Origin of the sequence: Nocardia sp. NPDC087230 (genome assembly GCF_044744725.1) — a bacterium.
In the GTDB taxonomy this organism is placed as follows: domain Bacteria; phylum Actinomycetota; class Actinomycetes; order Mycobacteriales; family Mycobacteriaceae; genus Nocardia; species Nocardia canadensis.
Genome location: NZ_JBIUYV010000003.1, coordinates 148,158 through 168,902 on the forward strand (window position 1 = coordinate 148,158; position 20,745 = coordinate 168,902).

The following is a 20,745-nucleotide window of genomic DNA, read 5'->3' on the forward strand; positions in this document are numbered from 1 at the left end:
CTCCGTTTCGAGATGGATCGGGTACGCGGTGGGGCCGACGAAGTACCGGCCCGGACCGGAGGTCCTGTCCGCACGGTAGGCGGCCGTGGGCGCGCTGTCGACCGTGATCACGCCGGACCGCGGGTTGGCAGGATATCTGCGAAAGATGTCATCGCGGCCACTCGTTCGTGCCGCGAGGTTCCGGCACCCTGTTCCGGTGACCGATCTCCGCGCACCCCTGCCGCCCGCCGGCGACGACCCGGCCGAGGGCGCCCCGGCCGTCCCCGACGCCACCGATCGGCGCGGTCGCGCCCCGCACCCGGCCTGGATCGTGGCGGGCGTCGGTTTCGTCGCCCTGCTCGGCGCCGCCGCCTTCCGATCGGTGCCCAGCGTGCTGATCGACCCGCTGCACGTCGAGTTCGGCTGGTCACACGCGACGATCTCGGCGGCCGTGTCGCTGAACATGCTGCTCTACGGGGTGATCTCACCGTTCGCGGCCGCGTTGATGGATCGCTTCGGCATCCGCCGGGTGGTGTGCGCGGCGCTGGTGCTGATCGCGGCGGGTAGCGGGCTGACGGTGTTCATGACCCAGGCCTGGCAGCTGGTGGCGACCTGGGGTCTGCTGGTCGGAGTGGGCGTCGGCTCGATGTCGATGCCGTTCGTCGCCACCATCACCGGCCGCTGGTTCGTGCGCAGCCGCGGTCTGGTCACCGGCGTGCTCACCGCCGCGGGCGCGACCGGTCAGCTGGTGTTCCTGCCCCTGGTCTCGATGCTGGCGCACGCGCACGGCTGGCGGCTGCCCGCGGTCATCGTGGCGGCCGTGGCACTGGCCGTGGTGCCGCTGGTGTGGCTGTTCGTGCGGGACTACCCGAGCGATGTCGGGGTGCGGGCCTACGGCGCACCCGCGGGATCGGACGCGGGGGTGCGCGTCGCGGTCGCCGGTGGCGCGAGCCGGGCGCTGCGGGTGCTGGCCTCGGCTGCGCGCAGGCCCGGATTCTGGCTGCTGGCAGGCGGCTTCGCGGTATGCGGCGCCTCCACCAACGGCCTGGTCGGCACGCACTTCGTGACCGCGGCCCACGACCACGGCATGCCGCCGACCACCGCGGCGGGCCTGCTGGCGCTGGTCGGGATCTTCGACGTGGCGGGCACCATCGCCTCGGGCTGGCTCTCCGACCGCGTCGATCCGCGCTACCTGCTGCTCGGGTACTACTCGCTGCGCGGGCTCTCGCTGCTGATCCTGCCCTCGCTGCTCGGCCCGCACACCCAGCCGAGCATGTGGGTGTTCGTGGTCTTCTACGGCCTGGACTGGATCGCCACCGTCCCGCCGACCGTGCTGCTGTGCCGGGAACTGTTCGGCGCCGACGGGCCGATCGCGTTCGGCTGGGTGTTCGCCGCCCATCAGGTCGGCGCGGCGATCGCGGCCACCGGCGCGGGTCTCATTCGCGACCTGCAGGGCTCCTACGACCTGGCCTGGTACCTCGCCGGCGCGCTGTGCGGCCTGGCGGCGCTGATGTCGATGCTGGTGCGGCGGCCGTCAGCCGTCGATGGCCTTGTGCGGACGTGAGTCCAGCGCGATCTGGTTCGCGCGGCCGTCCCAGCGGCTCGGCTCGTCCTTGGTGCGCGGCGGACGGTCGTTGGCGATGAGCACGGCGATCCACGGCAGCGGCACCGAGGCCACGATGATCAGAATCGAGATCAGCGGGTTCTCGAACGCGCTGTAGGCGACCGCGGCCAGGATCAGGCAGGGGATGCGGAAGGCCATGATGATCGTGTAGCGGCGGACGCGGGCGCGATGCTGGTCGTCGAGTGACGGCGCGGCCTCGGTGATGAGCACCGGGTGCTTGGCGTCGGCGCCCGGGAAAAAGCCGCGCGAGGAACTCGGCGCGGCGGGCATCGTCACCTCCGGGTCCGGTGTCGGCTCGTCGGCGCCGGGGGTGTCGCCGTGGGACTGCATACCCCGAGTCTTCCACTCGCCGCCGACGAACGCACACGCGGCTGGTCAGCGGTGCGCGCTCGGGATGCGGCATCATGGAAGGCGTGAGTACAGACACTCTGGTACGCCCGGAAACCACGACCGACGAGACGACCGGCGACGACGTCCCCAAGTTCTTCCACTACGTGAAGAAGGACCGGATCGCCGAGAGTGCCGTGATGGGCACGATGGTCGTCGCGCTGTGCGGCGAGGTCTTCCCGGTGACGCGTTCGCCCAAGCCGGGCTCACCGGTCTGCCCGGACTGCAAGAAGGTCTACGACGGCCTGCGCAAGGGCGGCGACTGAGCGGGTTCGGTGATCGGTGTGGTCGGCGCCTCGGGTGAGGCGTCGGCCGCTTCGTCGCGTCCGTCGTCCTCGCGTTCGTCGTCGTCACCGCGGACCTGATTGCTGAACCATTCCTTGACCTGCTCCATCCGGGTGGCCCTGGCCGGCCAGAATTCCTGCACCGCGGCGTTGAACTCCGCGCCGAGAATCACCGCGAAGCCGAGGAAATAGGTGAACAGCAGGAACGCGATCGGGGTGGCCAGCGCGCCGTAGCTGACGCCGGTGGCGGTGATCCAGGCCAGATACCGGCGCAGCAGATCGCTGGCGCCCATGAAGAACACCCCCGCCACCAGTGCGCCGCCGAAGAGCCGGTGCCAGGGCAGCGACTTGTGCAGGGCCAGCTTGTAGAGCGTGGTCAGCCCGACGATCAGCAGCAAGCCGACGATCGGGTAGTAGAACGTGTCGATCAGGCGCAGGCCGGGTTCGCGCCAGGCCTCGGGCAGCACCCGGCCGATCCGGGTGGGTCCGAGCGCGATCACCGGCAGGATCAGCACCGCCGCGACCAGGAACTGCACGTACAACAGCAGCGCGAAGATCCGCTGCCAGACCGGGTGCCGGGCGTCCTGCTGGTCGTGGGCCTCCACGATCGCGTCGACGAAGGTCGCCATCGCCGAGGACCCGGCCCACAGCGACAGCACGAAGCCCACCGACACCACGGCGCCGCGGCCGCGGCCCAGCACGTCGTCGACGGTGGGTTCGATCAGGTCGGAGACGACCGACGGGCTGAAGAACTCCCGGCTGAACGCGATGATCTTGGCCTCCACGATCTGCACCGTGTCGGGCCCGAACAGCCCGCCCACGTAGCCGAGGCTGCCGAGCAGGCCGAGCAGCAGCGGCGCGAGCGAGAGCGTCTGCCAGAAGGCGGCGGCGGCCGACTTGGCGAAGATCGAGTTGTTCCAGCACTTCTGCGACACCCGGACCACCAGCCGCCACACCATGAGCAGCCACCGCACCACCCGGGTGTGTTCGCGGGGACGTTGCCCGTCGGCCCCGGCCGCGGTCACTGGCTGCGCGGGTAGACCGCCGGGCAGGGGTGCCTGCGGCGGGTGTGCCGCATCGGCTGCCCGGATCTGGTCGTTGCTCATCGTGTCTCCAGCATCCCGCACCTCGGCGGTCCGCGTGGTGCGGGCCGGGCATCGTGTCGGCGGGTAACAGGTAAATGGCCGGTGACCTCGGGCTGGGTTGTGATGCCGGTCGCCCACCCCGCGTCGGTTTGGCGACACGCCGCATCGGGCGGCTAGGGTCGTCTGCGTGACTGGGTCGGGTGGCGTCGCTGCGGCGAGAGAAGCGGGTACACCGGGCGATGCGGCCGCGGGGGGTGCGCCGGGTGGCTCCCTGCGCGCCTGGCAGCGGCGCGCGCTCACGAAATACCTTGCCACCAAGCCACGTGACTTCCTCGCGGTCGCGACCCCCGGCGCCGGTAAGACTACCTTCGCGCTGCGGGTAGCCGCGGAGTTGCTGGCCGATCGTACGGTCGATCAGGTGACCGTTGTCGCGCCGACCGAGCACCTCAAGCACCAGTGGGCCGCCTCGGCCGCCCGCTCCGGCATCCAGCTCGACTCGCGCTTCTCCAACAGCACCGGCGGCACCTCCGGCGACTATCACGGCGTCGTGGTGACCTACGCCCAGATCGCAGCCCATCCCGCGCGGCACCGGGTGCGCACCGAGAACCGCCGCACCCTGGTGATCCTCGACGAGATCCACCACGCGGGCGACGCCAAGAGCTGGGGCGAGGCCACCGAGGAGGCCTTCGGCGACGCGACGCGCAGGCTCGCGCTGACCGGAACCCCGTTCCGCAGCGACGATTCCAAGATCCCCTTCGTCACCTACGAGCCCGACGAGGCCGGCTTCCCGCGGTCGCGCGCGGACCACTCCTACGGCTACGCCGACGCCCTCGCCGACGGCGTCGTGCGCCCGGTGGTCTTCCTGGCCTACTCCGGTGACGCGCACTGGCGCGACAGCGCGGGCGAGGAACACACCGCCCGCCTAGGCGAACCGCTCAGCGCCGAGCAGACCGCGCGCGCCTGGCGCACCGCCCTGGACCCGGCGGGCGACTGGATCTCGGCGGTGCTGCGCGCGGCCGACACCCGGCTGCGCCAGCTGCGCGCCTCGGGCATCCCCGACGCGGGCGGCCTGGTGATCGCCACCGATCAGGAACGTGCCCGCGACTATGCCGAACTGCTGGAACACATCTCGGGCGAGCGGCCCGCCGTGGTGCTCTCCGACGACCCGCAGTCCTCGAGCCGTATCGACGAGTTCGCCAAGGGCACCCAGCCGTGGATGGTCGCGGTGCGCATGGTGTCCGAGGGCGTCGACGTGCCGCGCCTGGCCGTCGGCGTGTACGCGACGAGCGCGTCGACCCCGCTGTACTTCGCTCAGGCCATCGGCCGGTTCGTGCGTGCGCGCAAGCCCGGCGAGACCGCCAGTGTCTTCCTGCCGTCGGTGCCGGTGCTGCTGGACCTGGCCGCCCAGCTCGAGTTGCAGCGCGATCACGTCATCGGCAAGCCGCATCGCGAGAAGAACGCGCTCGACGACGAGCTGCTCATCGACGCGAACAAGACCAAGGACGAGCCGGGCGAGGAGGAGAAGTCCTTCGTCGCCCTGGCCGCCGACGCCGAGCTCGACCAGGTGATCTACGACGGCTCGTCCTTCGGCACCGCCACCATCGCCGGCAGCGACGAGGAGGCCGACTACCTGGGCATCCCGGGTCTGCTCGACGCCGACCAGATGCGCGCGCTGCTGCGCGAGCGGCAGACGCGTCAGCTCGCCGATCGCAGTGCCCAGGAGGCCGTCGCTCCCGCGCCCGCCGCGGTCGTCGAGCGGGTCGCGACGTCGGACAAGCTGGGCGAACTGCGCCGGGAACTCAACAGCCTGGTCGCGATGCACCACCATCGCACCGGCAAACCGCACGGCGTGATCCACGGCGAGCTCCGTCGCGAATGCGGTGGCCCACCCACGGCATTGGCCACCGCCGATCAGCTGACCGAGCGCATCGCCGCCCTGCGGCGTCAGTAGCGCGTCGGCTACGTCGTCGCCGCCGCGAGTACCTCGAGGGCGCTGTCGACGGCCGCGCTGAGTTCGGCATGGCCGACGTCGTCTCTGGCCTGGATCGAGAGCCCGTAGAGGACGGTGCTGTACAGCGCCGCCAGCGCGGCGGTGTCGGTGCCGGGCCGCAGGTCGCCGTCGGCGACGCCGCGGTCGAGCCGCGCGTGGATGTCGGCGGTGGTGTGCCGGCGGGCTTCGGCGAGGAATGCACGGACCGAGGCGTTGCGCGTGGTGTAGGTCGCGCCTGCCAGGACCACCATGCAACCGTGCGGCAGCTCGGGATCGGTGTAGACGGTGATGTTGTCGCGCAGCATCGCCTCGATGGCGGTGTAGGCGGTGGGTTCCTCGCGCAGGGCCCGCGCCGTGCGTGACCCTTCGGTGCGGCCGTAGAGCTCGACCGCGGCGCGGAACAGGGCTTCCTTGTCGCCGAAGGCGGCGTAGAGGCTGGGGGAGTTGATGCCCATGGCGGTGGTGAGGTCGGCCATCGAGGCGCCGTCGTAGCCGCGCTCCCAGAACACCTCCATGGCACGCCGCAGGGCGATGTCGCGGTCGAAACCGCGCGGGCGGCCGCGTTCTGCCATGGCGAACCTTTCTGTGTCGACCGACAAATATACCCCTGCGCCGCAGGCCAGTGAATTCTGTGTCGATCGATAAGAAACTCTTGACGCGCCCCGTCGTCGTGCGCTTGGCTATTTGTGTACTGATCACTACACAAAGGAGCGAACCGATGACGAGCAGCACCGTGGCCCTGGTGACCGGCGGCAGCCGGGGGATCGGCGCCGCCATCGCCCGCGCACTGGCGGGCGCGGGCGCCGACGTGGCGTTCACCTATCAGCGCGACGAGGTCGCCGCGAAGGCCGTCACCGCCGATATCGAGGCGCTGGGCAGGCGGGCCGTGCCGATCCGGGCCGACAGCGCCGACGCCGAGCAGATCGTCGCCGCGGTCGACCGCACCGCCCGGGACCTGGGCGGGCTGGACGTGCTGGTGAACAACGCGGGCATCTTTCCGGCCAAGCCGTACGGGGAATTCGGGCTCGACGAGATCGACCGCGCACTCGGCATCCACGCGCGCGCCCCGTTCGTCGCAGGCCAGGCCGCGCTGGCATATCTGGGCGAGGGTGGACGGATCATCTCCATCGGGTCGAACCTGACCGATCGCGCGCTCTTCGGCGGCCTGGCGCTCTACAACCTGAGCAAGTCGGCGCTCAACGGCTACACCAAGGCGCTGGCCCGCGAACTCGGCCCGCGCGGGATCACCGTCAACCTGGTGCAGCCGGGACCCACCGACACCGACATGAACCCGGCGGGCAGCGATCACGCGCCGGTCCAGCGGGAGTTCAGCGCGCTGGGCCGTTTCGGCACGCCCGAGGACGTCGCCGATCTCGTCACGTTCCTCGCCGGTCCCGCCGGGCGGACCATCACCGGCGCGGTGATCACCATCGACGGCGGCACCAACGCCTGAGCGGGCCGGCAGACCGCCCGGCGCCGCCCCGATGTGTCAGACCGCGAAGAACCGCGTCGGATCGAGAGCATGGACGCTGGTCCAGCGGTGCTCCTGGACGGGTGCCTCGGCGTCGTCGGTCGCGTCGAAGTAGCCCTGCAGCTCCAGGGCGAGCCGCGGGTTCTCGTCGACCTGCCGGGCGATCGTGTACAGCACCGCGAGGATGTGCACGCACCGGGCGGTGCGCGCCGAGCACGAACAGTCGGTGCCGGCCAGGGCCGGAGCAGGCGAGTGGCCCACGTCCAGCAGCGCACGGTGCATTTCGTCGGTGATCACCGAGGGATCGGGGATCGTGTGCGCGATCGTGGTCACCGCGGCCCGCGTCAGCGGCACCACCTCGACATGGGCGATCGAGGCCTGACCACCTCGATGCAGATGGGCGCGGACCGTGCGCCCCTCGATCTCGGTGCGGACGCCGTGATTGCGGGCGATGCTGCGGGCGCGGGGCAGCAGCGGTTCCGGCTTGGTCTGGCGCAGCGGCTCGGCCAGCCGGACCCAGTCCCGGCCCCAGGGCGTGAAGCCGAATTCGTTGTCGGGCATCAGTTCGCTCGCTTCCGGCGCAGGATGTCGACCAGCGCGTCGTCGTCGAGGCGGGCCAGTTCGGCGATGCCGGCCGCGTCGGACAGGTCGGTCAGCGCCGACTTGCGGGTGTGCATCGCGGCGATGTGCTCCTCGACGGTGGTCGAACTGGTCAGCGTGGTGACGGTGACGGTGCGGGTCTGCCCGATCCGATGGGCCCGGTCGGAGGCCTGCGCCTCGACGGCCGGATTCCACCAGCGATCGAAGTGGATCACGTCGGCGGCGCGGGTGAGGGTCAGGCCGGTGCCCGCGGCGCGCAGGCTCAGCACGAGCACCGGTGGGCCGTCCGGTGATTGGAACGCGGTGACGATCCCGGCCCGCTGGTCGGCGTCGAGCCCGCCGTGGAAGAACGGCGCGGTGACGCCGAACTGTTCGGCGAGATGGCGCACCAGCAGCTCGCCGGTCGCCCGGTACTGGGTGAAGAGCAGGGTGGGGTCGCCGGTGTCGAGATTGGTGGCCACGATGTCGGTGCAGAGGTCGAGTTTGCCGGAGCGCCCGGCGAGTTCGTCCAGATCGCCGGAGACCAGCCCGGGATGGTTGCACACCTGTTTGAGCCCGGTGAGCGCGGCGAGCACGCGGCCCTGACGCTGCAGACCGGACCCGAAGCCCTCGTCGAGCGCCTCGGCGAGCACCGCGTCGTAGACCCGTTCCTGCTCGGCGGTCAGATCGCACAGCAGGTCGCTGTGGATCTTCGCCGGCAGCGACGCCGCGACCTGGAGCTTCTTACGCCCGAGCACGACCGGTTCCACCGCGTCGCGCAACCGGGCCGCCGCCGCGGCCGATCCCTCCTCGATCGGTTTGACGAACCGGCGCCGGAACTGGGTGCGGTGGGCGAACAGTCGCGGCACGGTCAGGTGCAGCAGCGCGAACAGCTCGTCGAGATGGTTCTCCACCGGCGTGCCGGTCAGCGCGACCTTGGCGTCGGCGGGGAGTGCCTTGGCGGCCCGCGACACCTGGGTGCGCGGATTCTTCAGTGCCTGGGCCTCGTCGAACACCACGGTGGCCCAGGAGGTCTCGGTCAACGCGGCCCCGTGCAGGCGCAGCGTCGGATATCCGGTGACCACGATCGTGTCGGGCGCGGCGGGCACCTCGCCGCCGCGCCAGGACACGGCGGTCAGATCCGGCGCGAACCGCGCGATCTCGTGCACCCAGTTGCCCACCAGCGAGGTCGGGCATACCACCAGTTGCGGCCCGTCGGCCCGGCCCCGCAGGAACCCGATGGTCTGCACGGTCTTGCCGAGACCCATCTCGTCGGCCAGTACCGCACCGCCGTAGGCGGCGACGGTCTCGCGCAACCAGCTCACGCCCCGCACCTGGTAGGGGCGCAGGGTGGCGTCGAGCAGCCCGGCCAGCTCGACGGCGGCCACTTCGGTCTCCCGCAGTACCCGGACCGCCCGCTGCGCCGAGCACACTGCGGTGCCGACGGCATCGGGGACGGCATGGGCGGCGACGGGCAGGTCGGCGGCCGCGTCGGGTCGGACCTCGGCGTCCGGGCCGAGCAGGGCACGCCACGCCAGCGTCGACGGCGCGAGGTCGACGGCGGCCAGCGCGGCCAGCTCGGTGGGTGTCACCACGGCCGCCGGGATCTCGGTCGGCTCGATCGCGCCGCGCTCGCCGACCGGCAGCGCGAGCGTGAGCCGTTCCTGGTCGCCGACGTCCGTCGGCGCGGGACCGGCGCCGTGGCCGGTCCAGGTCCACAGGGCGAACAGGTGACGGTCGGGGAGATAGGTGGCCTGGGTGGCGGGCAGAGCGGTCTCCTCTGATCGGGCAGCACGAACGACCTAACAACGTACACTGTACTGAGTTTGTTCCCGACCGCCAGAAAGGACGGCGCGTGCCCACCGACGGCGACGAATCCACCGCACAGGCCACCCGCATCCTCGAACTGCTGTGGCGGCACGCCCTGCCGGCCAAGCCGGGCGCGCGCGGCCCGAAACCCGGTGTCACGGTCGACGCGGTGGTCGCCGCGGGCATCGCGCTGGCCGACCGGGACGGCATCGAGAAGCTGACGATCCGCGCGGTCGCCGCCGAACTCGGGTTGCGCGCCATGAGCCTCTACACCTATGTCCCCAGCAAGGACGCGCTGCTGGTGCTCATGGTCGACGCCGTCGCCGCCGACGACCCGCCGATCCCGGCCGACCTGCCGATCCGCGACCGGATGATCGCCGTCGCGACCCGGATCCGGTCCGAGCTGATCGCCCATCCCTGGCTGCTGGGGGTCTCGCCGTGGCGGCAGGTCCTCGGCCCGGCCAGGATGCGCCGCTACGAACGTCAACTCGCCGCGATCGAGGGCATCGGGCTCGACGATCTCGCGATGGACCGCGCGATCGCGGTGCTCACCGACTTCGCCACCGGCAACGCCCGCCTCGCCGTCGCGGCGGCGGGCGCGACGGCCCAGCTCAGCGACGCGGACTGGTGGCAGGTGCACGGCCCCCTGCTGGCCCAGGTGATGCCCGCCGAGGAGTTCCCGCTGGCCGGGCGCGTCGGCACCACCGTCGGCGAGCACTACCAGGCACCGGCCGATCCCGACGGTGCCTTCGTCTACGGGGTCGCGACGCTGGTCGACGGCATCCTCGCCGACGCCGCGGGCTGATCCCGGACACGCAACAGCGGGCGTCCGGATTCCGGATCGCCCGCTGTCGGGTGTTCTGTTGTCAGATGTTGTTGTTTCGGACGCGAGGAGTGGTCAGAGAGCGGGAGCGGATTCCGTGTCGATCACGGCTTCGAGCTCGCGCAAACGGTCCATGTGTTCATTCGCGTGGTGCTGGCAGAAGAGCAACTCGCCACCCGCGGGAAGAACGGCACGCACTCGGGCAGCCGCCCCGCAACGATCGCAACGATCGACCGCGGTCAGTGGGGTGCTGGTCAGGGTTCCTGGCATGACTCCTCCGTCCCGGCTCCCGGCGCTGCGTGGCCGTTCGCCTAGGTGTGGGCCCCGTGGTCACTCCACGTGGCTCGCGTCCGCTACTTCCCAGCAGGGGTACGACTACTTTGTCAGACGTTCGGGGTTCAGGCTTTGTTCCCGGAAGTGAATCTTTGTGTTTTCGATAACACGACCTGCGGTTTCGCTGAAAGCGAACATGTGCTGGTCGTGGTCACGAGCCCTCGCCGACCACTCGCGGTGCCGTCGCTGCCACCTCCCACTCGCTCCTGTCACTCACCGATATGTCGCTCGCTGCGGTGTTGCTCGTTACGTCCCGAGCGACCTCGAAGTGCGCCGTACCGATCATCCTGTGACAGGGTCGTGAACGTCCGATCCTGTTGTCTACCCGGAGATTACCCGTGACGTCCGACACTCACACGCTGGTTCACCTGTGTACTTCCCAAGAATGGGACGACGCACAACGGGCAGGCGAGCGCCGACCGCCCTCGCTGTCGGAGAGCGGCTTCGTGCACCTGTCCACGCCCGCTCAGGTCCATCTGCCCGCCAACCGGCTCTTCGCAGGCCGCACCGACCTCGTGGTGCTGTGGCTCGACCCGGCCCGGTTCACCGGCGAGGTGCGCTGGGAGCCGGGCGTGCCGACCGATCCGGCCTCGATGTTGTTCCCGCATCTTTATGCCCCGCTGCCCGTCGCCGCCGTGCTCGAGGCCGCCACGTATTTGCCGGGACCGGACGGCCGCTTCGATACGCCCCGGCGCGGCACAGTGGCGTAGGCCACATCGGCGCGGGGTGCGCGGCTACTGTGGAGGGGTGAACGTCGACGTCACAGCGCTACCGGGGATCGGAGTGCGCAAGGATTTCGAGGTCAAGTCGGGGCGCCGCGTCGGGGTGGTCGCCCACCGCGACGGTGACATCGACCTGATCGTGTCCAAACCCGACGACCCGGACGCGATCGCGGCTCAGGTGCCGCTGTCCACCGACGAGGCGTCGGTACTGGCGAACCTGCTCGGCGCGCCGCAGCTGGTCGCCAAACTCAACGACGACCATCGTGATCTGCCGGGCATCACCACCCGGCAGCTCGCGATCGGGGACGAATCGCCCTACGCGGGACGCACACTCGGTGAGACCGCGATGCGCACCCGCACCAAGACCTCGATCGTCGCGGTGATGCGCGCCGGTCAGCTGCACCCGTCGCCCGGCCCCGACTTCACCTTCACCGAGGGTGACTTGCTCGTGGTCGTCGGCACCCCGGACGGCCTGGACGCGGCCGCGAAGATCCTCGCGCACGGCTGACCGCCGTGACCTCGCAGGCCCTGGCTCTGCTCGAGCTCGGTGTGATCTTGTTCGCGCTGGGGATCTGCGGGCGGGTGGCGGGCCGGTTCGGCATGTCGCCGATCCCGCTGTACCTGCTGGGTGGGTTGGCCTTCGGCCGCGGCGGTTACCTGCAGTTGGAGGCGGCCACCGAGTTCGGGCACCTGGCCAGTGAGATCGGTGTCGTGCTGCTGCTGTTGCTGCTCGGGCTGGAGTACACCGCCCCCGAGCTGATGACCGGTCTGCGGCGCTCCTGGGCGGCGGGCCTGGTGGATCTGGTGGCCAACGCGCTGCCCGGCGCCGCGGTGGCGCTGATCCTGGGCTGGGGCGTGACCGGCGCCGTGGTGCTCGGCGGCGTCACCTACATCTCGTCGTCGGGGATCGTCGCCAAGGTGCTCGACGACCTCGGCCGCCTCGGTAACCGCGAGACTCCCGTGGTCCTGTCGATCCTGGTGCTCGAGGACCTGGCGATGGCGGTATACCTGCCGATCCTGACCATGATGCTGGCGGGCCTGAGCCTGCTGAGTGGGCTGATGTCGCTGGCCGTCGCGCTGGCGACCATCTCGGTGGTGCTGGTGGTGGCGTTGCGGTTCGGGCGGGTGGTCTCGGCGGTGCTCGACAGCGCCGACCGCGAGGTGTTCCTGCTGCAACTGCTCGGCGCCGCGCTGCTGGTGGCGGGCGCGGCCTCGGCGCTCAACGTCTCGGCCGCGGTCGGCGCGTTCCTGCTCGGCATCGCGATCTCGGGCTCCACCGCGCACGAGGCGGCCAAACTGCTCGAGCCGCTGCGCGATCTGTTCGCCGCGATCTTCTTCGTCGCCTTCGGGCTGTCCATCGATCCGGCCGCGATCCCGCCGGTGTTCGGCTGGGCGGTGGCGCTGGCGGTGGTCACCGCGGGCACCAAGGTGGGCGTCGGCTGGTGGGCGGCGAGCAGGCAGGGGATCCGCCGGATGGGTCGCGCGCGGGCGGGCGCCGCGCTGGTGGCGCGCGGCGAGTTCTCCATCGTCATCGCCGGTCTGGCGGTCGCCTACGGCAAGGTCGATCCCCGGCTGGCCGCGCTCGCCTCCGCCTATGTGCTGCTGATGGCGATCCTCGGACCGATCGCGGCCAGGGTCGTCGAGCCGGTCGTCGAATTCACCCGGCGCCGTGTGGGTCTGGCGCCGAGCTGATCAGTCCACGACCCGGCGCGGCCAGGCGCCGACGCCGTCGTAGACCAGTTCCTCGGTGTGGTGCTCCACGTAGGGGTGCGGCGGCATCGGTGCCACCGGCGTGACCTCGCGCTGCGGGCGGGGCTGGGGCCGGCGGCGGGAGGTCAGCCACATCCGCGGCAGCGCCTCCTCGTTCTCGATCTCGGTGAGGCTCACGCTGATCAGCACCAGCATGGTGACGATGCTGCTGACACCGATCAGCGGGGCCAGCAGGTCCATCGCGCCCGAGCCGGCGGGCGGCGCCGCCAGATGGTTCGAGTGGGCGTGCATGGCGGCCATGCCGGTGTAGTGCATGCCGCAGACCGCGACGCCCATGATGACCGCCGCGCCGACCGTCGCGAGGAAACCCTTGACGCGCAAGGTGAACCAGAGCGCCACGATCGAGGCGACCACCGCGATCACCATCGACAGGGTGACGAACTTCGCGTCGTAGCTCACCGTCGCCGTCGACTTCATCGCGTACATACCGGAGTAGTGCATGGTGCCGACGCCGAGCCCGGTGATCGTCCCGCCCGCCAGCAGCGAGCGCAGCGTGGGCTGGGGCTTGTTGACCATGAACAGCCCGATCCCGACGACGACCATCGCGGTGATCGCGCTGAACAGCGTCAGCGGAATGTCGAAGCGGATCTCCGCGCCGCGGATGGAGAAGCCGAGCATCGCGATGAAATGCATGACCCAGATGCCGGTCCCGCCGATCGCGATCGCGGCGCCGATCAGCCAGCCGACCCGTCCCTCCACCGCGTTGCGGCCGCGGGCCGCGCACTGCAGGCCGAGCAGGCACCCGGTGACGGACATGAAATACGCGAGAACGGGAGTGATCCAGCCGTAGCTGAAGTGATAGATGTCGAGCACGCCGCGAAAACCCTCAATGCCAGTACCGCTGACCGGCCGGCGGTAGAACGAAAAGCTGGGAGTGACGATACGGCGAAGATCGCGAATCCACGTCGTTCACAGCGCAATCCGTCACTGTGGGTTTGATCACGAAACGGTTACCGAATTCGGCTCATGGGGAATACCGACCGATCGGCACGTGCATTCGGAAATAAAGAAGCCCGTGCCCATCCGAAGATGGACACGGGCTCTCGTGTCGTCGGCGCTAGTCGAGGTAGTCGCGCAGCACCTGCGAGCGGCTCGGGTGGCGCAGCTTGCTCATGGTCTTCGACTCGATCTGACGGATGCGCTCACGCGTCACGCCGTAGACCTGGCCGATCTCGTCGAGGGTGCGCGGCTGGCCGTCGGTGAGGCCGAAGCGCAAGCGCACCACGCCCGCCTCACGCTCGGACAGCGTCTCCAGCACCGACTGCAGCTGATCCTGTAGCAGGGTGAAGCTCACCGCGTCGACCGCGACGACGGCCTCGGAGTCCTCGATGAAGTCACCCAGCTGGCTGTCGCCCTCGTCGCCGATGGTCTGGTCCAGCGAGATCGGCTCACGCGCGTACTGCTGGATCTCCAGCACCTTCTCCGGCGTGATGTCCATTTCCTTGGCCAGCTCCTCCGGCGTGGGCTCACGGCCCAGGTCCTGGAGCAGCTCGCGCTGGATGCGGCCGAGCTTGTTGATGACCTCGACCATGTGCACCGGGATACGGATGGTGCGGGCCTGGTCGGCCATGGCGCGGGTGATGGCCTGACGGATCCACCACGTCGCATAGGTCGAGAACTTGTAACCCTTGGTGTAGTCGAACTTTTCGACCGCGCGGATCAGGCCGAGGTTGCCCTCCTGGATCAGGTCCAGGAACGCCATGCCGCGACCGGTGTAGCGCTTGGCCAGCGAGACCACCAGCCGGAGGTTGGCCTCGAGCAGGTGGTTCTTGGCCCGGTTGCCGTCGCGCACGATCCAGTTGAAATCGCGGCGGGTGGTCACCGACAGCTTCTCGCCCGCCTCGGCGAACTCGCGCATCTTCTCCGCGGCGAACAGGCCCGCCTCGATCCGCTTGGCGAGTTCGACCTCCTCCTCCGCGTTGAGCAGCGCGACCTTGCCGATCTGCTTGAGGTAGGCGCGCACGGAGTCGGCGGAGGCGGTGAGCTCGGCGTCCTTGCGCGCCTGACGCAGCGCTTCGGACTCCTCCTCGTCCCAGACGAAATCGCCGGAAGCCTTGTCCTTCTCGGACGGCTCCTCGGTCTCGGTCTCCTCGGCGGTGTCCTCGGCCACCTCTTCGACCAGGGCGTCACCGTCGGTGAGCTCGTCCTCGGAGACCTCGAGGTCGCCGAGATCGTCGAGCTCGATCGACTCGTCGTCGAGCTGCTCCTCGCCACCTTCGGCCGACGTCGCCTTCTTGGCGGCGGTCTTCTTGGCGGGCGCCTTCTTGGCGGCAGCCTTCTTGGCCGGAGCCTTCTTGGCGACGGCCTTCTTCGCCGGGGCCTTCTTGGCAGCGGCCTTCTTGGCCGGAGCCTTCTTGGCCGGAGTGGTGGCGTCGGCGTCGGCGTCGGCCGAGTCGGCGGTCTGACGGGTATTCGTGGCTACCACGTACGCCCTTTCGTGACGGTCTCGTGCGGCGTCACGCCAGAGTGGTTTTCCGGCGGAGCGGTCGGTCGGGTTGCACCGGCGGTGCGTCGGTCGGGTGGAGCCGGTCTGTTCACCGGTCTTCTCGCGACCGGCCGCGGCCGGAAGGTTTCACCGGCTCACCGCCGGACGTGTTCCATTGTAACGATCCAACCAGGGTACTCATGGCACGATGCCACCCAGGCGTTGCGCCGACCTCCGCGCCGGGCTACGGCGCGATGCCCTTGTCGATGGCCATGGCCGCGCCGACGATACCCGCCGTGTTCTTCAACACGGCCGGAATCACCGGAGTTCGGTTGGTGAGCAACGGGATCCACTGTTCGTGATCACGGCTGATGCCGCCGCCCGCCACGATGACCTTCGGCCAGAACAGGTCCTCGAGGTGCCGCAGCACCGTGCTCACCCGCTCGGCCCACTGCGGGTAGGTGAGCTCCTCGCGGTCCTTGATCGACGCCGCGGCCAGATGCTCGGCCTCGTCACCGCCGACCACCAGATGGCCGAGCTCGGAGTTGGGCACCAGGGTGCCGTTGTACATCAGCGCCGAGCCGATCCCGGTGCCGAAGGTCAGCAGCAGCGTCAGCCCGTCGAGCTCACGGGCGGCGCCGTAGCTGTCCTCGGCCAGCCCGGCGGCGTCGGCGTCGTTGAGCACGGTCACCGCGCGCCCGCCCAGCGCCTTCGAGAACAGCTCGCGGGCGTCGGTGCCGATCCACGCGTGGTCGATGTTGGCGGCGGTCCTGGCGTGGCCGTCGAGCACCACGCAGGGCAGGGTGAGTCCGACCGGGCCGTCCCAGTCCGCCAGTGCCACCAGTTCGGCCACCGCGCCGGCGACGGCATCCGGCGTGGACGGCTGTGGCGTGGCGATCTTGAGGCGCTCGTGGGTCAGCGTGCCGGTGGCCAGGTCGACCAGGGCGCCCTTCACCCCACTACCGCCGATATCGATGCCGAATGCGTGCCCCCGAGCGGACATGGTTCAACCCCTTGCTGACGCGGTCGATGTGCCTGACAAAGAGTAGCGGTAGTCACCCTGCGCGCGAGCCGCCGCCACATGTGATCCGATGGAGTCGTGCCCGAACCCATCGTGTCCGAGACCGTCCTCGCCCCGACCGCCGCCGACCACGAGGAGTTGCGGCTGCTGGCCGTCGAACTCGCCGAGGCGGCGGCCGCGCACGTGCGTGCCCGCCGACCCGAGGTATTCGCCGCCGGTGGCCCGGTCGCGGGTGCGGTGGCGACGAAGGGGCACGTCACCGATCCGGTCACCGTCGTCGACACCGAATCCGAACAGCTGATCCGCGCGCTGCTGGCCGAGCGCAGGCCCGCCGACGCGATCCTGGGCGAGGAGGGCGGCGGCGATGTCGGCGCGACCGCCGCGGGCGCGATCACCTGGGTCGTCGACCCGATCGACGGCACCGTGAACTTCCTCTACGGCCTGCCCGGCTACGCCGTCTCGGTGGCCGCCGTGCGCGACGGCGCGCCGGTCGCCGGCGCGGTCGTCGACGTCGCTGCGGCGACCACCTACAGCGCCGCGCGCGGGGCAGGCGCCTACGCCGTGCACGCCGACGGCACCCGCACGAAACTGGAGTGCGCGCAGGAGGATTCGCTGGCGGTGGCGCTCGTGGGCACCGGCTTCGCCTACGGCAGGCAGCGGCGCGCGCGCCAGGCGCAGTTCCTGACCGAGGTGCTCCCGGAGATCCGCGACATCCGCAGGCTCGGCGCGGCGGCCATGGACCTGTGCCACGTCGCGGCCGGCGAACTCGACGCCTACTACGAGCACGGCCTCAACGCGTGGGACTGGGCGGCGGGCGCGCTGATCGCGGCGGAGGCCGGTGCGGTCGTGCGCGTTCCCGACATCACCGTGGATGGCGCGGCGGGGGAGCTGACGATCGTGGCCGCGCCGGGCGTCGCGGCCGATCTGACCGTCTTGCTCACCCGCGTCGGCGCGACCACCGCGTTGCCCGACTGACGCGCACGCGCCGCGGGCGAGAGACCCGCGGCGCGTGGCTCAGCTCAGCACTTGACGGTGCGGGCGGCGTCGAGCAGCGCGGGATCGATCGAGGACGAGCTGGCGCCGGGGGCGAGGTTCTTCAGCGACCGCAGCACCTCCTCGGCGTCGGCGCCGGGACGCAGCGATTCGCCGAAGGCCAGGCCGAGCACCAGGTCGACGGTGTCGTCGGTGCGCGGATCCTCGATCAGCTCGGCGCACGGCGCGACCAGCTGCACCGAGGCCGCCGCGGGCCTGCCGTTGACGCCATAGCGGATCTGGCCGGTGCAGTTGAGGTCCCCGTTGACATAGACCGGATCGTTACCGACCTGTGTCCCCGGCGCGCCCGCGAACCCGAGGTCGCCCAGCGCGGCCGCGATGTGACCGGCCTGACCGCTCTTGCCGTTGGCGTTGAACACGCGCACCTTCGACTCCGACAGCGCCGCCGGATCGACGTCGTCGAGCCGGGAGGGGCCCATCCGGGTGCCCAGCGGCGCGGGCTGGGCCGCGTTGGTGGCCGTCGGGGTGCTCGGTGCGTTGCACGCCATCGGCTCGTTGCTGTCGTCATGGGTCCGAAACGCCGTGATCCAGACGAACAGGCTCACCAGAGCCAGCACGAGGACGAGCGCGAGCCACAGCTCGGGCCGCCGTCGCGGGAAGGGTTTGCCGTCGCGATCGGTCGCGCTGCCTTCGGTGATCAGTGAAACCACGCGCTCACTCTACGAGTCCGGCGGCGATGCGCGAGTGCGGGAGGTCTCGGCGAGTTTCCCGCCAGGTGAAGATTCGTCGTCGGTTTCGACTCGGCCGGGTTTTGATTGCGACATTTGTCCGTAGGTCCGCTATTGTCTGGCCGCCCAGATCGAATAATCACCGGTGAAACGGTGGTCGGTCGCGGGAACAACAAGGGCATGTCCTGCGTTAACCGAACGCTGTCGGAGTCATCGATCCTCGATCGACCCTGATAGGCGGCCGGTGTACGTGTGAGGTGCACCACCGGCGGGGCGGTACGAACGCCGGACCCCAGTGGGGTACGGCCATCGAACTGATCCGGGATATACGGAGTAAGGACTGAGGGGAAGACGACATGGCAACCGACTATGACGCACCGCGGCGCACCGAATCCGACGAAGTGTCGGAGGATTCGCTCGAGGAGCTGAAGGCCCGCCGCAACGAGGCGCAGTCCGCCGTCGTGGACATCGACGAGTCCGATACGGCGGAATCGTTCGAGCTTCCCGGCGCGGACCTGTCCGATGAGGTACTCAGCGTTCGGGTGGTCCCGAAGCAGGCCGACGAGTTCACCTGTTCGAGCTGCTTCCTCGTGCACCACCGCAGCCGACTGGCCAGCGAGAAGGGCGGCCAGCTGATCTGCATGGACTGCGCCGCCTAGCGCGACGCGACGGGTCAGCCCGCGCTCGGGAGTCCGAGCGCGGCCAAGACCCGGTCCGGCCTGCGCGTACTGACCAACCAGTACGGCGTCGGGTCGTCCGGGTCGTCGAGTACGAGCAGCGCCATCGGGCCGATCCACGCCCGGTGCTGTACATACGCGGCGGGGTCGAGCTGTCGGCCCAGCGCCGCACTCTTGGCCGTCGGTGCGACGGCCGCGGCGCGCGCGACGAAGCTCACCGGTAGGTGGGCGCGGTCGACGCGCAGTTCCGCCGTACCGTCGGGCGCGACGGTGACCTCCAGGCGGTGCCGCGACATCCACAGCAGGATCCAGACCGGGATCGGCGCCAGCAGCACGTAGGGCAACCACGCCCGCACGCCGGGCGCGCCCATGTGGATCTCGGCGGCCAGCAGGCCCGCGATGGCGAATCCGATCGGCCACCACCACAGCGGCACCCACAGGCGTTCGCGGTAGGGCGAGACACCGTGTCCCGAGGACGCTGAGCGCTCGGTGGCGGCGGGGTCGGTGGTCGGCGAATGGGGCTGGTCGGGCACCCCTCAACACTAGGTCACCGCACCAGGGCGGCGACGAGAAGGTCCGGCGCCGACCGCGTAGGCTCGACCGATGTGAACGCACTTGCACCGATTCCGCTGCGGCGGCTCGATCCCGGCATCCCTGTGCCGACGCGTGCCCATCCGGGTGACGCGGGCGTCGATCTGTGTACCACCGAGGACGTGATCATCGAACCGGGCGAGCGGGTGCTGGTCGGCACCGGGATCGCGATCGCGCTGCCCGTCGGCACGGTCGGGTTGATCCATCCCCGGTCCGGCCTGGCCGCCAAGGCCGGCCTGTCGGTGGTCAACACCCCCGGCACGGTCGACGCGGGCTATCGCGGTGAGATCAAGGTGTGCCTGATCAACCACGATCCGCGCACGGCCATCGAGCTGCGGCGCGGCGATCGCATCGCGCAATTGCTGGTGCAGCGGGTCGAACTGGTCGATTTCGCCGAGGTCGACGATCTCGACGAGACCGCCCGCGGTACCGGCGGATACGGGTCGAGCGGCGGGCATGCCAGCCTGGCCGGCGAGGAGGCGTAATGGGTCTGTTCGGGAAGAAGAAGCGCGCACCGCGGGCGGACGCGGCCTACGACGAGGCGGAGTACGCCGAGGCCGACGACTACACCGATGCCGACGGCTTCGACGAGTTCGAGGACGAGTACGACACCGACGAATTCCAGCGCCCCGATTTCGCGCACCTGGACTTCGACGACGCCCCGACCGACGAGCGCATCTACGGCAACTTCGACCACGAGCCGGACGCCGCGGCCGGTCCGTACGACATCAGCGAGGTCACCGACGAGATGGTCGCGCGCCGACTCGATCTGGGGTCGGTGGTCATCCCCGTGCCCGACGGCGGGCAGCTCCAGGTCGAGATGAGCCCGGACGGCACCCCACAAGCGGTGCACCTGGCCACCGAGCACGGCAGGCTCACCGTCGCCGCCTACGCGGCGCCCAAGTCGGCGGGCCAGTGGCGTACGGTCGCCGCCGATCTGGCCGAATCGCTGCGCGGCGACGGCGCGAGCGTCGCCGTGGAGAAGGGGCCGTGGGGCCGCGAGGTCAAGGCCATCACCGAGGGCGCCGACCTGCGCTTCATCGGCGTCGACGGTCCGCGCTGGATGATCCGCCTGGTCGCCGCGGGCCCGTCCGGCGCGGTCGACGAGCGCAGTCCGCTGATCACCGCGGCCCGTGCCGTCCTGGCCGACGCCGTGGTGCGGCGCGGTGACGAGCCGCTGCCGGTGCGTGATCCGCTCCCGGTGGTGCTGCCGCAGGAGCTGGCCGAACAGCTGGCCGCCGCCCATCAGCAGCAGGTGCTCGCCCAGCAGCAGGCGCTGGCGGCGCAGGCCGCCGCGGCGCAGGCGGCGCCGACGTCGGCGCTGCCGCCGAAGATGCCCGACGAGCCGCGTCGCGGCGCCGACGGATCGGCCATGCAGCAGCTCGGCCTGAACTGAGAACCGAACGCGCACAGCCGGTGTCCGTGGCTGCGCGGGCGAACCGGCGGTGTCGCGG

At 70.4% G+C, this 20,745-nt stretch carries 23 protein-coding genes; 12 read left to right on the forward strand and 11 right to left on the reverse strand.

Annotation, left to right across the window (positions count from 1 at the left end; all coding sequences use genetic code 11):
• Window positions 1-196: 196 nt before the first annotated feature.
• The gene (locus tag ACIO52_RS12745; RefSeq protein WP_316575480.1) at window positions 197-1,543 is read left to right on the forward strand and encodes an MFS transporter; all 1,347 of its coding nucleotides are present in this window, start codon (window positions 197-199) and stop codon (window positions 1,541-1,543) included.
• Here ACIO52_RS12745 and ACIO52_RS12750 read toward each other — a convergent pair.
• The gene (locus tag ACIO52_RS12750; protein ID WP_402644415.1) at window positions 1,514-1,873 is read right to left on the reverse strand and encodes a DUF3099 domain-containing protein; all 360 of its coding nucleotides are present in this window, start codon (window positions 1,871-1,873) and stop codon (window positions 1,514-1,516) included. The genes ACIO52_RS12745 and ACIO52_RS12750 overlap by 30 nt on opposite strands.
• 143 nt (window positions 1,874-2,016) lie before the next feature.
• Between ACIO52_RS12750 and ACIO52_RS12755 the strand changes: the two genes are divergently transcribed.
• Entirely contained in the window at window positions 2,017-2,256 is a 240-nt protein-coding gene (locus ACIO52_RS12755; protein WP_189024012.1) for a DUF3039 domain-containing protein, read from the forward strand.
• Here ACIO52_RS12755 and ACIO52_RS12760 read toward each other — a convergent pair.
• The gene (locus ACIO52_RS12760) at window positions 2,226-3,233 is read right to left on the reverse strand and encodes a YihY/virulence factor BrkB family protein (RefSeq protein WP_402644418.1); all 1,008 of its coding nucleotides are present in this window, start codon (window positions 3,231-3,233) and stop codon (window positions 2,226-2,228) included. The two genes, ACIO52_RS12755 and ACIO52_RS12760, sit on opposite strands and share 31 nt — an antisense overlap.
• 313 nt (window positions 3,234-3,546) lie before the next feature.
• Between ACIO52_RS12760 and ACIO52_RS12765 the strand changes: the two genes are divergently transcribed.
• Complete coding sequence (locus tag ACIO52_RS12765; RefSeq protein ID WP_374104832.1) at window positions 3,547-5,310, forward strand: DEAD/DEAH box helicase; 1,764 nt, start codon at window positions 3,547-3,549, stop codon at window positions 5,308-5,310.
• An 8-nt stretch (window positions 5,311-5,318) separates the two neighbouring features.
• Here the strand turns inward: ACIO52_RS12765 and ACIO52_RS12770 are convergent, their stop codons facing one another.
• Window positions 5,319-5,921, reverse strand: coding sequence for a TetR/AcrR family transcriptional regulator (locus ACIO52_RS12770; protein WP_402643755.1), 603 nt, complete (start codon window positions 5,919-5,921; stop codon window positions 5,319-5,321).
• Between the two features lie 146 nt (window positions 5,922-6,067).
• Here ACIO52_RS12770 and ACIO52_RS12775 point away from each other — a divergent pair, with 146 nt between their 5' ends.
• Window positions 6,068-6,802 (forward strand): SDR family NAD(P)-dependent oxidoreductase, encoded by a 735-nt coding sequence (locus ACIO52_RS12775; RefSeq protein ID WP_402643758.1) that lies wholly within the window; start codon window positions 6,068-6,070, stop codon window positions 6,800-6,802.
• Window positions 6,803-6,838: 36 nt separating this feature from the next.
• On the opposite strand, the gene ACIO52_RS12780 is transcribed toward ACIO52_RS12775, so the two are convergent.
• Both ACIO52_RS12780 and ACIO52_RS12785 read right to left on the reverse strand, forming a co-directional pair.
• A complete protein-coding gene (locus tag ACIO52_RS12780; RefSeq protein ID WP_316575477.1) occupies window positions 6,839-7,381 on the reverse strand; it encodes a hypothetical protein in 543 nt (180 codons plus the stop codon).
• Complete coding sequence (locus ACIO52_RS12785; RefSeq protein WP_402644421.1) at window positions 7,381-9,129, reverse strand: DEAD/DEAH box helicase; 1,749 nt, start codon at window positions 9,127-9,129, stop codon at window positions 7,381-7,383. Before ACIO52_RS12785 ends, ACIO52_RS12780 begins: the two co-directional genes overlap by 1 nt.
• A gap of 125 nt (window positions 9,130-9,254) precedes the next feature.
• On the opposite strand from ACIO52_RS12785, the gene ACIO52_RS12790 reads away from it, so the two are divergent.
• On the forward strand, window positions 9,255-10,013 hold the full coding sequence (locus tag ACIO52_RS12790; protein WP_218716933.1) for a TetR/AcrR family transcriptional regulator: 759 nt from the start codon (window positions 9,255-9,257) through the stop codon (window positions 10,011-10,013).
• A 93-nt stretch (window positions 10,014-10,106) separates the two neighbouring features.
• Here the strand turns inward: ACIO52_RS12790 and ACIO52_RS12795 are convergent, their stop codons facing one another.
• Entirely contained in the window at window positions 10,107-10,301 is a 195-nt protein-coding gene (locus tag ACIO52_RS12795; protein ID WP_029903635.1) for a hypothetical protein, read from the reverse strand.
• 401 nt (window positions 10,302-10,702) lie between these two features.
• Between ACIO52_RS12795 and ACIO52_RS12800 the strand changes: the two genes are divergently transcribed.
• Genes ACIO52_RS12800 through ACIO52_RS12810 form a run of 3 tightly spaced genes read left to right on the forward strand, consistent with a single transcriptional unit; the run spans window position 10,703 to window position 12,778 of the window.
• Window positions 10,703-11,074 (forward strand): DUF952 domain-containing protein, encoded by a 372-nt coding sequence (locus ACIO52_RS12800; protein WP_218716934.1) that lies wholly within the window; start codon window positions 10,703-10,705, stop codon window positions 11,072-11,074.
• Window positions 11,075-11,111: 37 nt separating this feature from the next.
• Window positions 11,112-11,594 carry a TrkA C-terminal domain-containing protein gene (locus tag ACIO52_RS12805; protein WP_218716935.1) on the forward strand — a complete coding sequence of 161 codons (483 nt, stop codon included), beginning with the start codon at window positions 11,112-11,114 and terminating at the stop codon, window positions 11,592-11,594.
• Window positions 11,595-11,599: 5 nt separating this feature from the next.
• Window positions 11,600-12,778, forward strand: coding sequence for a cation:proton antiporter (locus ACIO52_RS12810; RefSeq protein WP_316575476.1), 1,179 nt, complete (start codon window positions 11,600-11,602; stop codon window positions 12,776-12,778).
• Here the strand turns inward: ACIO52_RS12810 and ACIO52_RS12815 are convergent, their stop codons facing one another.
• The 3 genes from ACIO52_RS12815 to ppgK form a co-directional block, all read right to left on the reverse strand.
• A complete protein-coding gene (locus ACIO52_RS12815; RefSeq protein WP_218716937.1) occupies window positions 12,779-13,669 on the reverse strand; it encodes an MHYT domain-containing protein in 891 nt (296 codons plus the stop codon).
• Between the two features lie 244 nt (window positions 13,670-13,913).
• Complete coding sequence (locus tag ACIO52_RS12820) at window positions 13,914-15,281, reverse strand: RNA polymerase sigma factor (protein WP_218716938.1); 1,368 nt, start codon at window positions 15,279-15,281, stop codon at window positions 13,914-13,916.
• A 244-nt stretch (window positions 15,282-15,525) separates the two neighbouring features.
• On the reverse strand, window positions 15,526-16,284 hold the full coding sequence (gene ppgK / locus ACIO52_RS12825) for a polyphosphate--glucose phosphotransferase (protein ID WP_218716939.1): 759 nt from the start codon (window positions 16,282-16,284) through the stop codon (window positions 15,526-15,528).
• A 96-nt stretch (window positions 16,285-16,380) separates the two neighbouring features.
• On the opposite strand from ppgK, the gene ACIO52_RS12830 reads away from it, so the two are divergent.
• On the forward strand, window positions 16,381-17,277 hold the full coding sequence (locus tag ACIO52_RS12830) for an inositol monophosphatase family protein (protein WP_402643767.1): 897 nt from the start codon (window positions 16,381-16,383) through the stop codon (window positions 17,275-17,277).
• Window positions 17,278-17,321: 44 nt separating this feature from the next.
• Here the strand turns inward: ACIO52_RS12830 and cei are convergent, their stop codons facing one another.
• Window positions 17,322-18,005 carry an envelope integrity protein Cei gene (gene cei / locus ACIO52_RS12835; RefSeq protein WP_218716941.1) on the reverse strand — a complete coding sequence of 228 codons (684 nt, stop codon included), beginning with the start codon at window positions 18,003-18,005 and terminating at the stop codon, window positions 17,322-17,324.
• Window positions 18,006-18,379: 374 nt separating this feature from the next.
• Between cei and ACIO52_RS12840 the strand changes: the two genes are divergently transcribed.
• A complete protein-coding gene (locus tag ACIO52_RS12840) occupies window positions 18,380-18,682 on the forward strand; it encodes a DUF4193 domain-containing protein (RefSeq protein ID WP_218716942.1) in 303 nt (100 codons plus the stop codon).
• Between the two features lie 14 nt (window positions 18,683-18,696).
• On the opposite strand, the gene ACIO52_RS12845 is transcribed toward ACIO52_RS12840, so the two are convergent.
• Window positions 18,697-19,233 (reverse strand): DUF3093 domain-containing protein, encoded by a 537-nt coding sequence (locus tag ACIO52_RS12845; protein WP_218716943.1) that lies wholly within the window; start codon window positions 19,231-19,233, stop codon window positions 18,697-18,699.
• 72 nt (window positions 19,234-19,305) lie between these two features.
• Here ACIO52_RS12845 and dut point away from each other — a divergent pair, with 72 nt between their 5' ends.
• A complete protein-coding gene (gene dut / locus ACIO52_RS12850; protein WP_218716944.1) occupies window positions 19,306-19,776 on the forward strand; it encodes a dUTP diphosphatase in 471 nt (156 codons plus the stop codon).
• The gene (locus ACIO52_RS12855; protein ID WP_316575474.1) at window positions 19,776-20,687 is read left to right on the forward strand and encodes a DUF3710 domain-containing protein; all 912 of its coding nucleotides are present in this window, start codon (window positions 19,776-19,778) and stop codon (window positions 20,685-20,687) included. The genes dut and ACIO52_RS12855 overlap by 1 nt, the downstream gene beginning before the upstream one ends.
• Window positions 20,688-20,745: the final 58 nt, after the last annotated feature.

Excerpts from the sequence above, each read along its gene's own strand:
- ppgK (WP_218716939.1), bottom strand. The coding sequence starts at position 16,284 with ATGTCCGCTCGGGGGCACGCATTCGGCATCGATATCGGCGGTAGTGGG.
- ACIO52_RS12760 (WP_402644418.1), bottom strand. The coding sequence starts at position 3,233 with ATGGTGTGGCGGCTGGTGGTCCGGGTGTCGCAGAAGTGCTGGAACAAC.
- ACIO52_RS12775 (WP_402643758.1), top strand. The coding sequence starts at position 6,068 with ATGACGAGCAGCACCGTGGCCCTGGTGACCGGCGGCAGCCGGGGGATC.
- ACIO52_RS12780 (WP_316575477.1), bottom strand. The coding sequence starts at position 7,381 with ATGCCCGACAACGAATTCGGCTTCACGCCCTGGGGCCGGGACTGGGTC.
- ACIO52_RS12855 (WP_316575474.1), top strand. The coding sequence starts at position 19,776 with ATGGGTCTGTTCGGGAAGAAGAAGCGCGCACCGCGGGCGGACGCGGCC.
- ACIO52_RS12770 (WP_402643755.1), bottom strand. The coding sequence starts at position 5,921 with ATGGCAGAACGCGGCCGCCCGCGCGGTTTCGACCGCGACATCGCCCTG.
- ACIO52_RS12795 (WP_029903635.1), bottom strand. The coding sequence starts at position 10,301 with ATGCCAGGAACCCTGACCAGCACCCCACTGACCGCGGTCGATCGTTGC.
- ACIO52_RS12840 (WP_218716942.1), top strand. The coding sequence starts at position 18,380 with ATGGCAACCGACTATGACGCACCGCGGCGCACCGAATCCGACGAAGTG.
- ACIO52_RS12750 (WP_402644415.1), bottom strand. The coding sequence starts at position 1,873 with ATGCCCGCCGCGCCGAGTTCCTCGCGCGGCTTTTTCCCGGGCGCCGAC.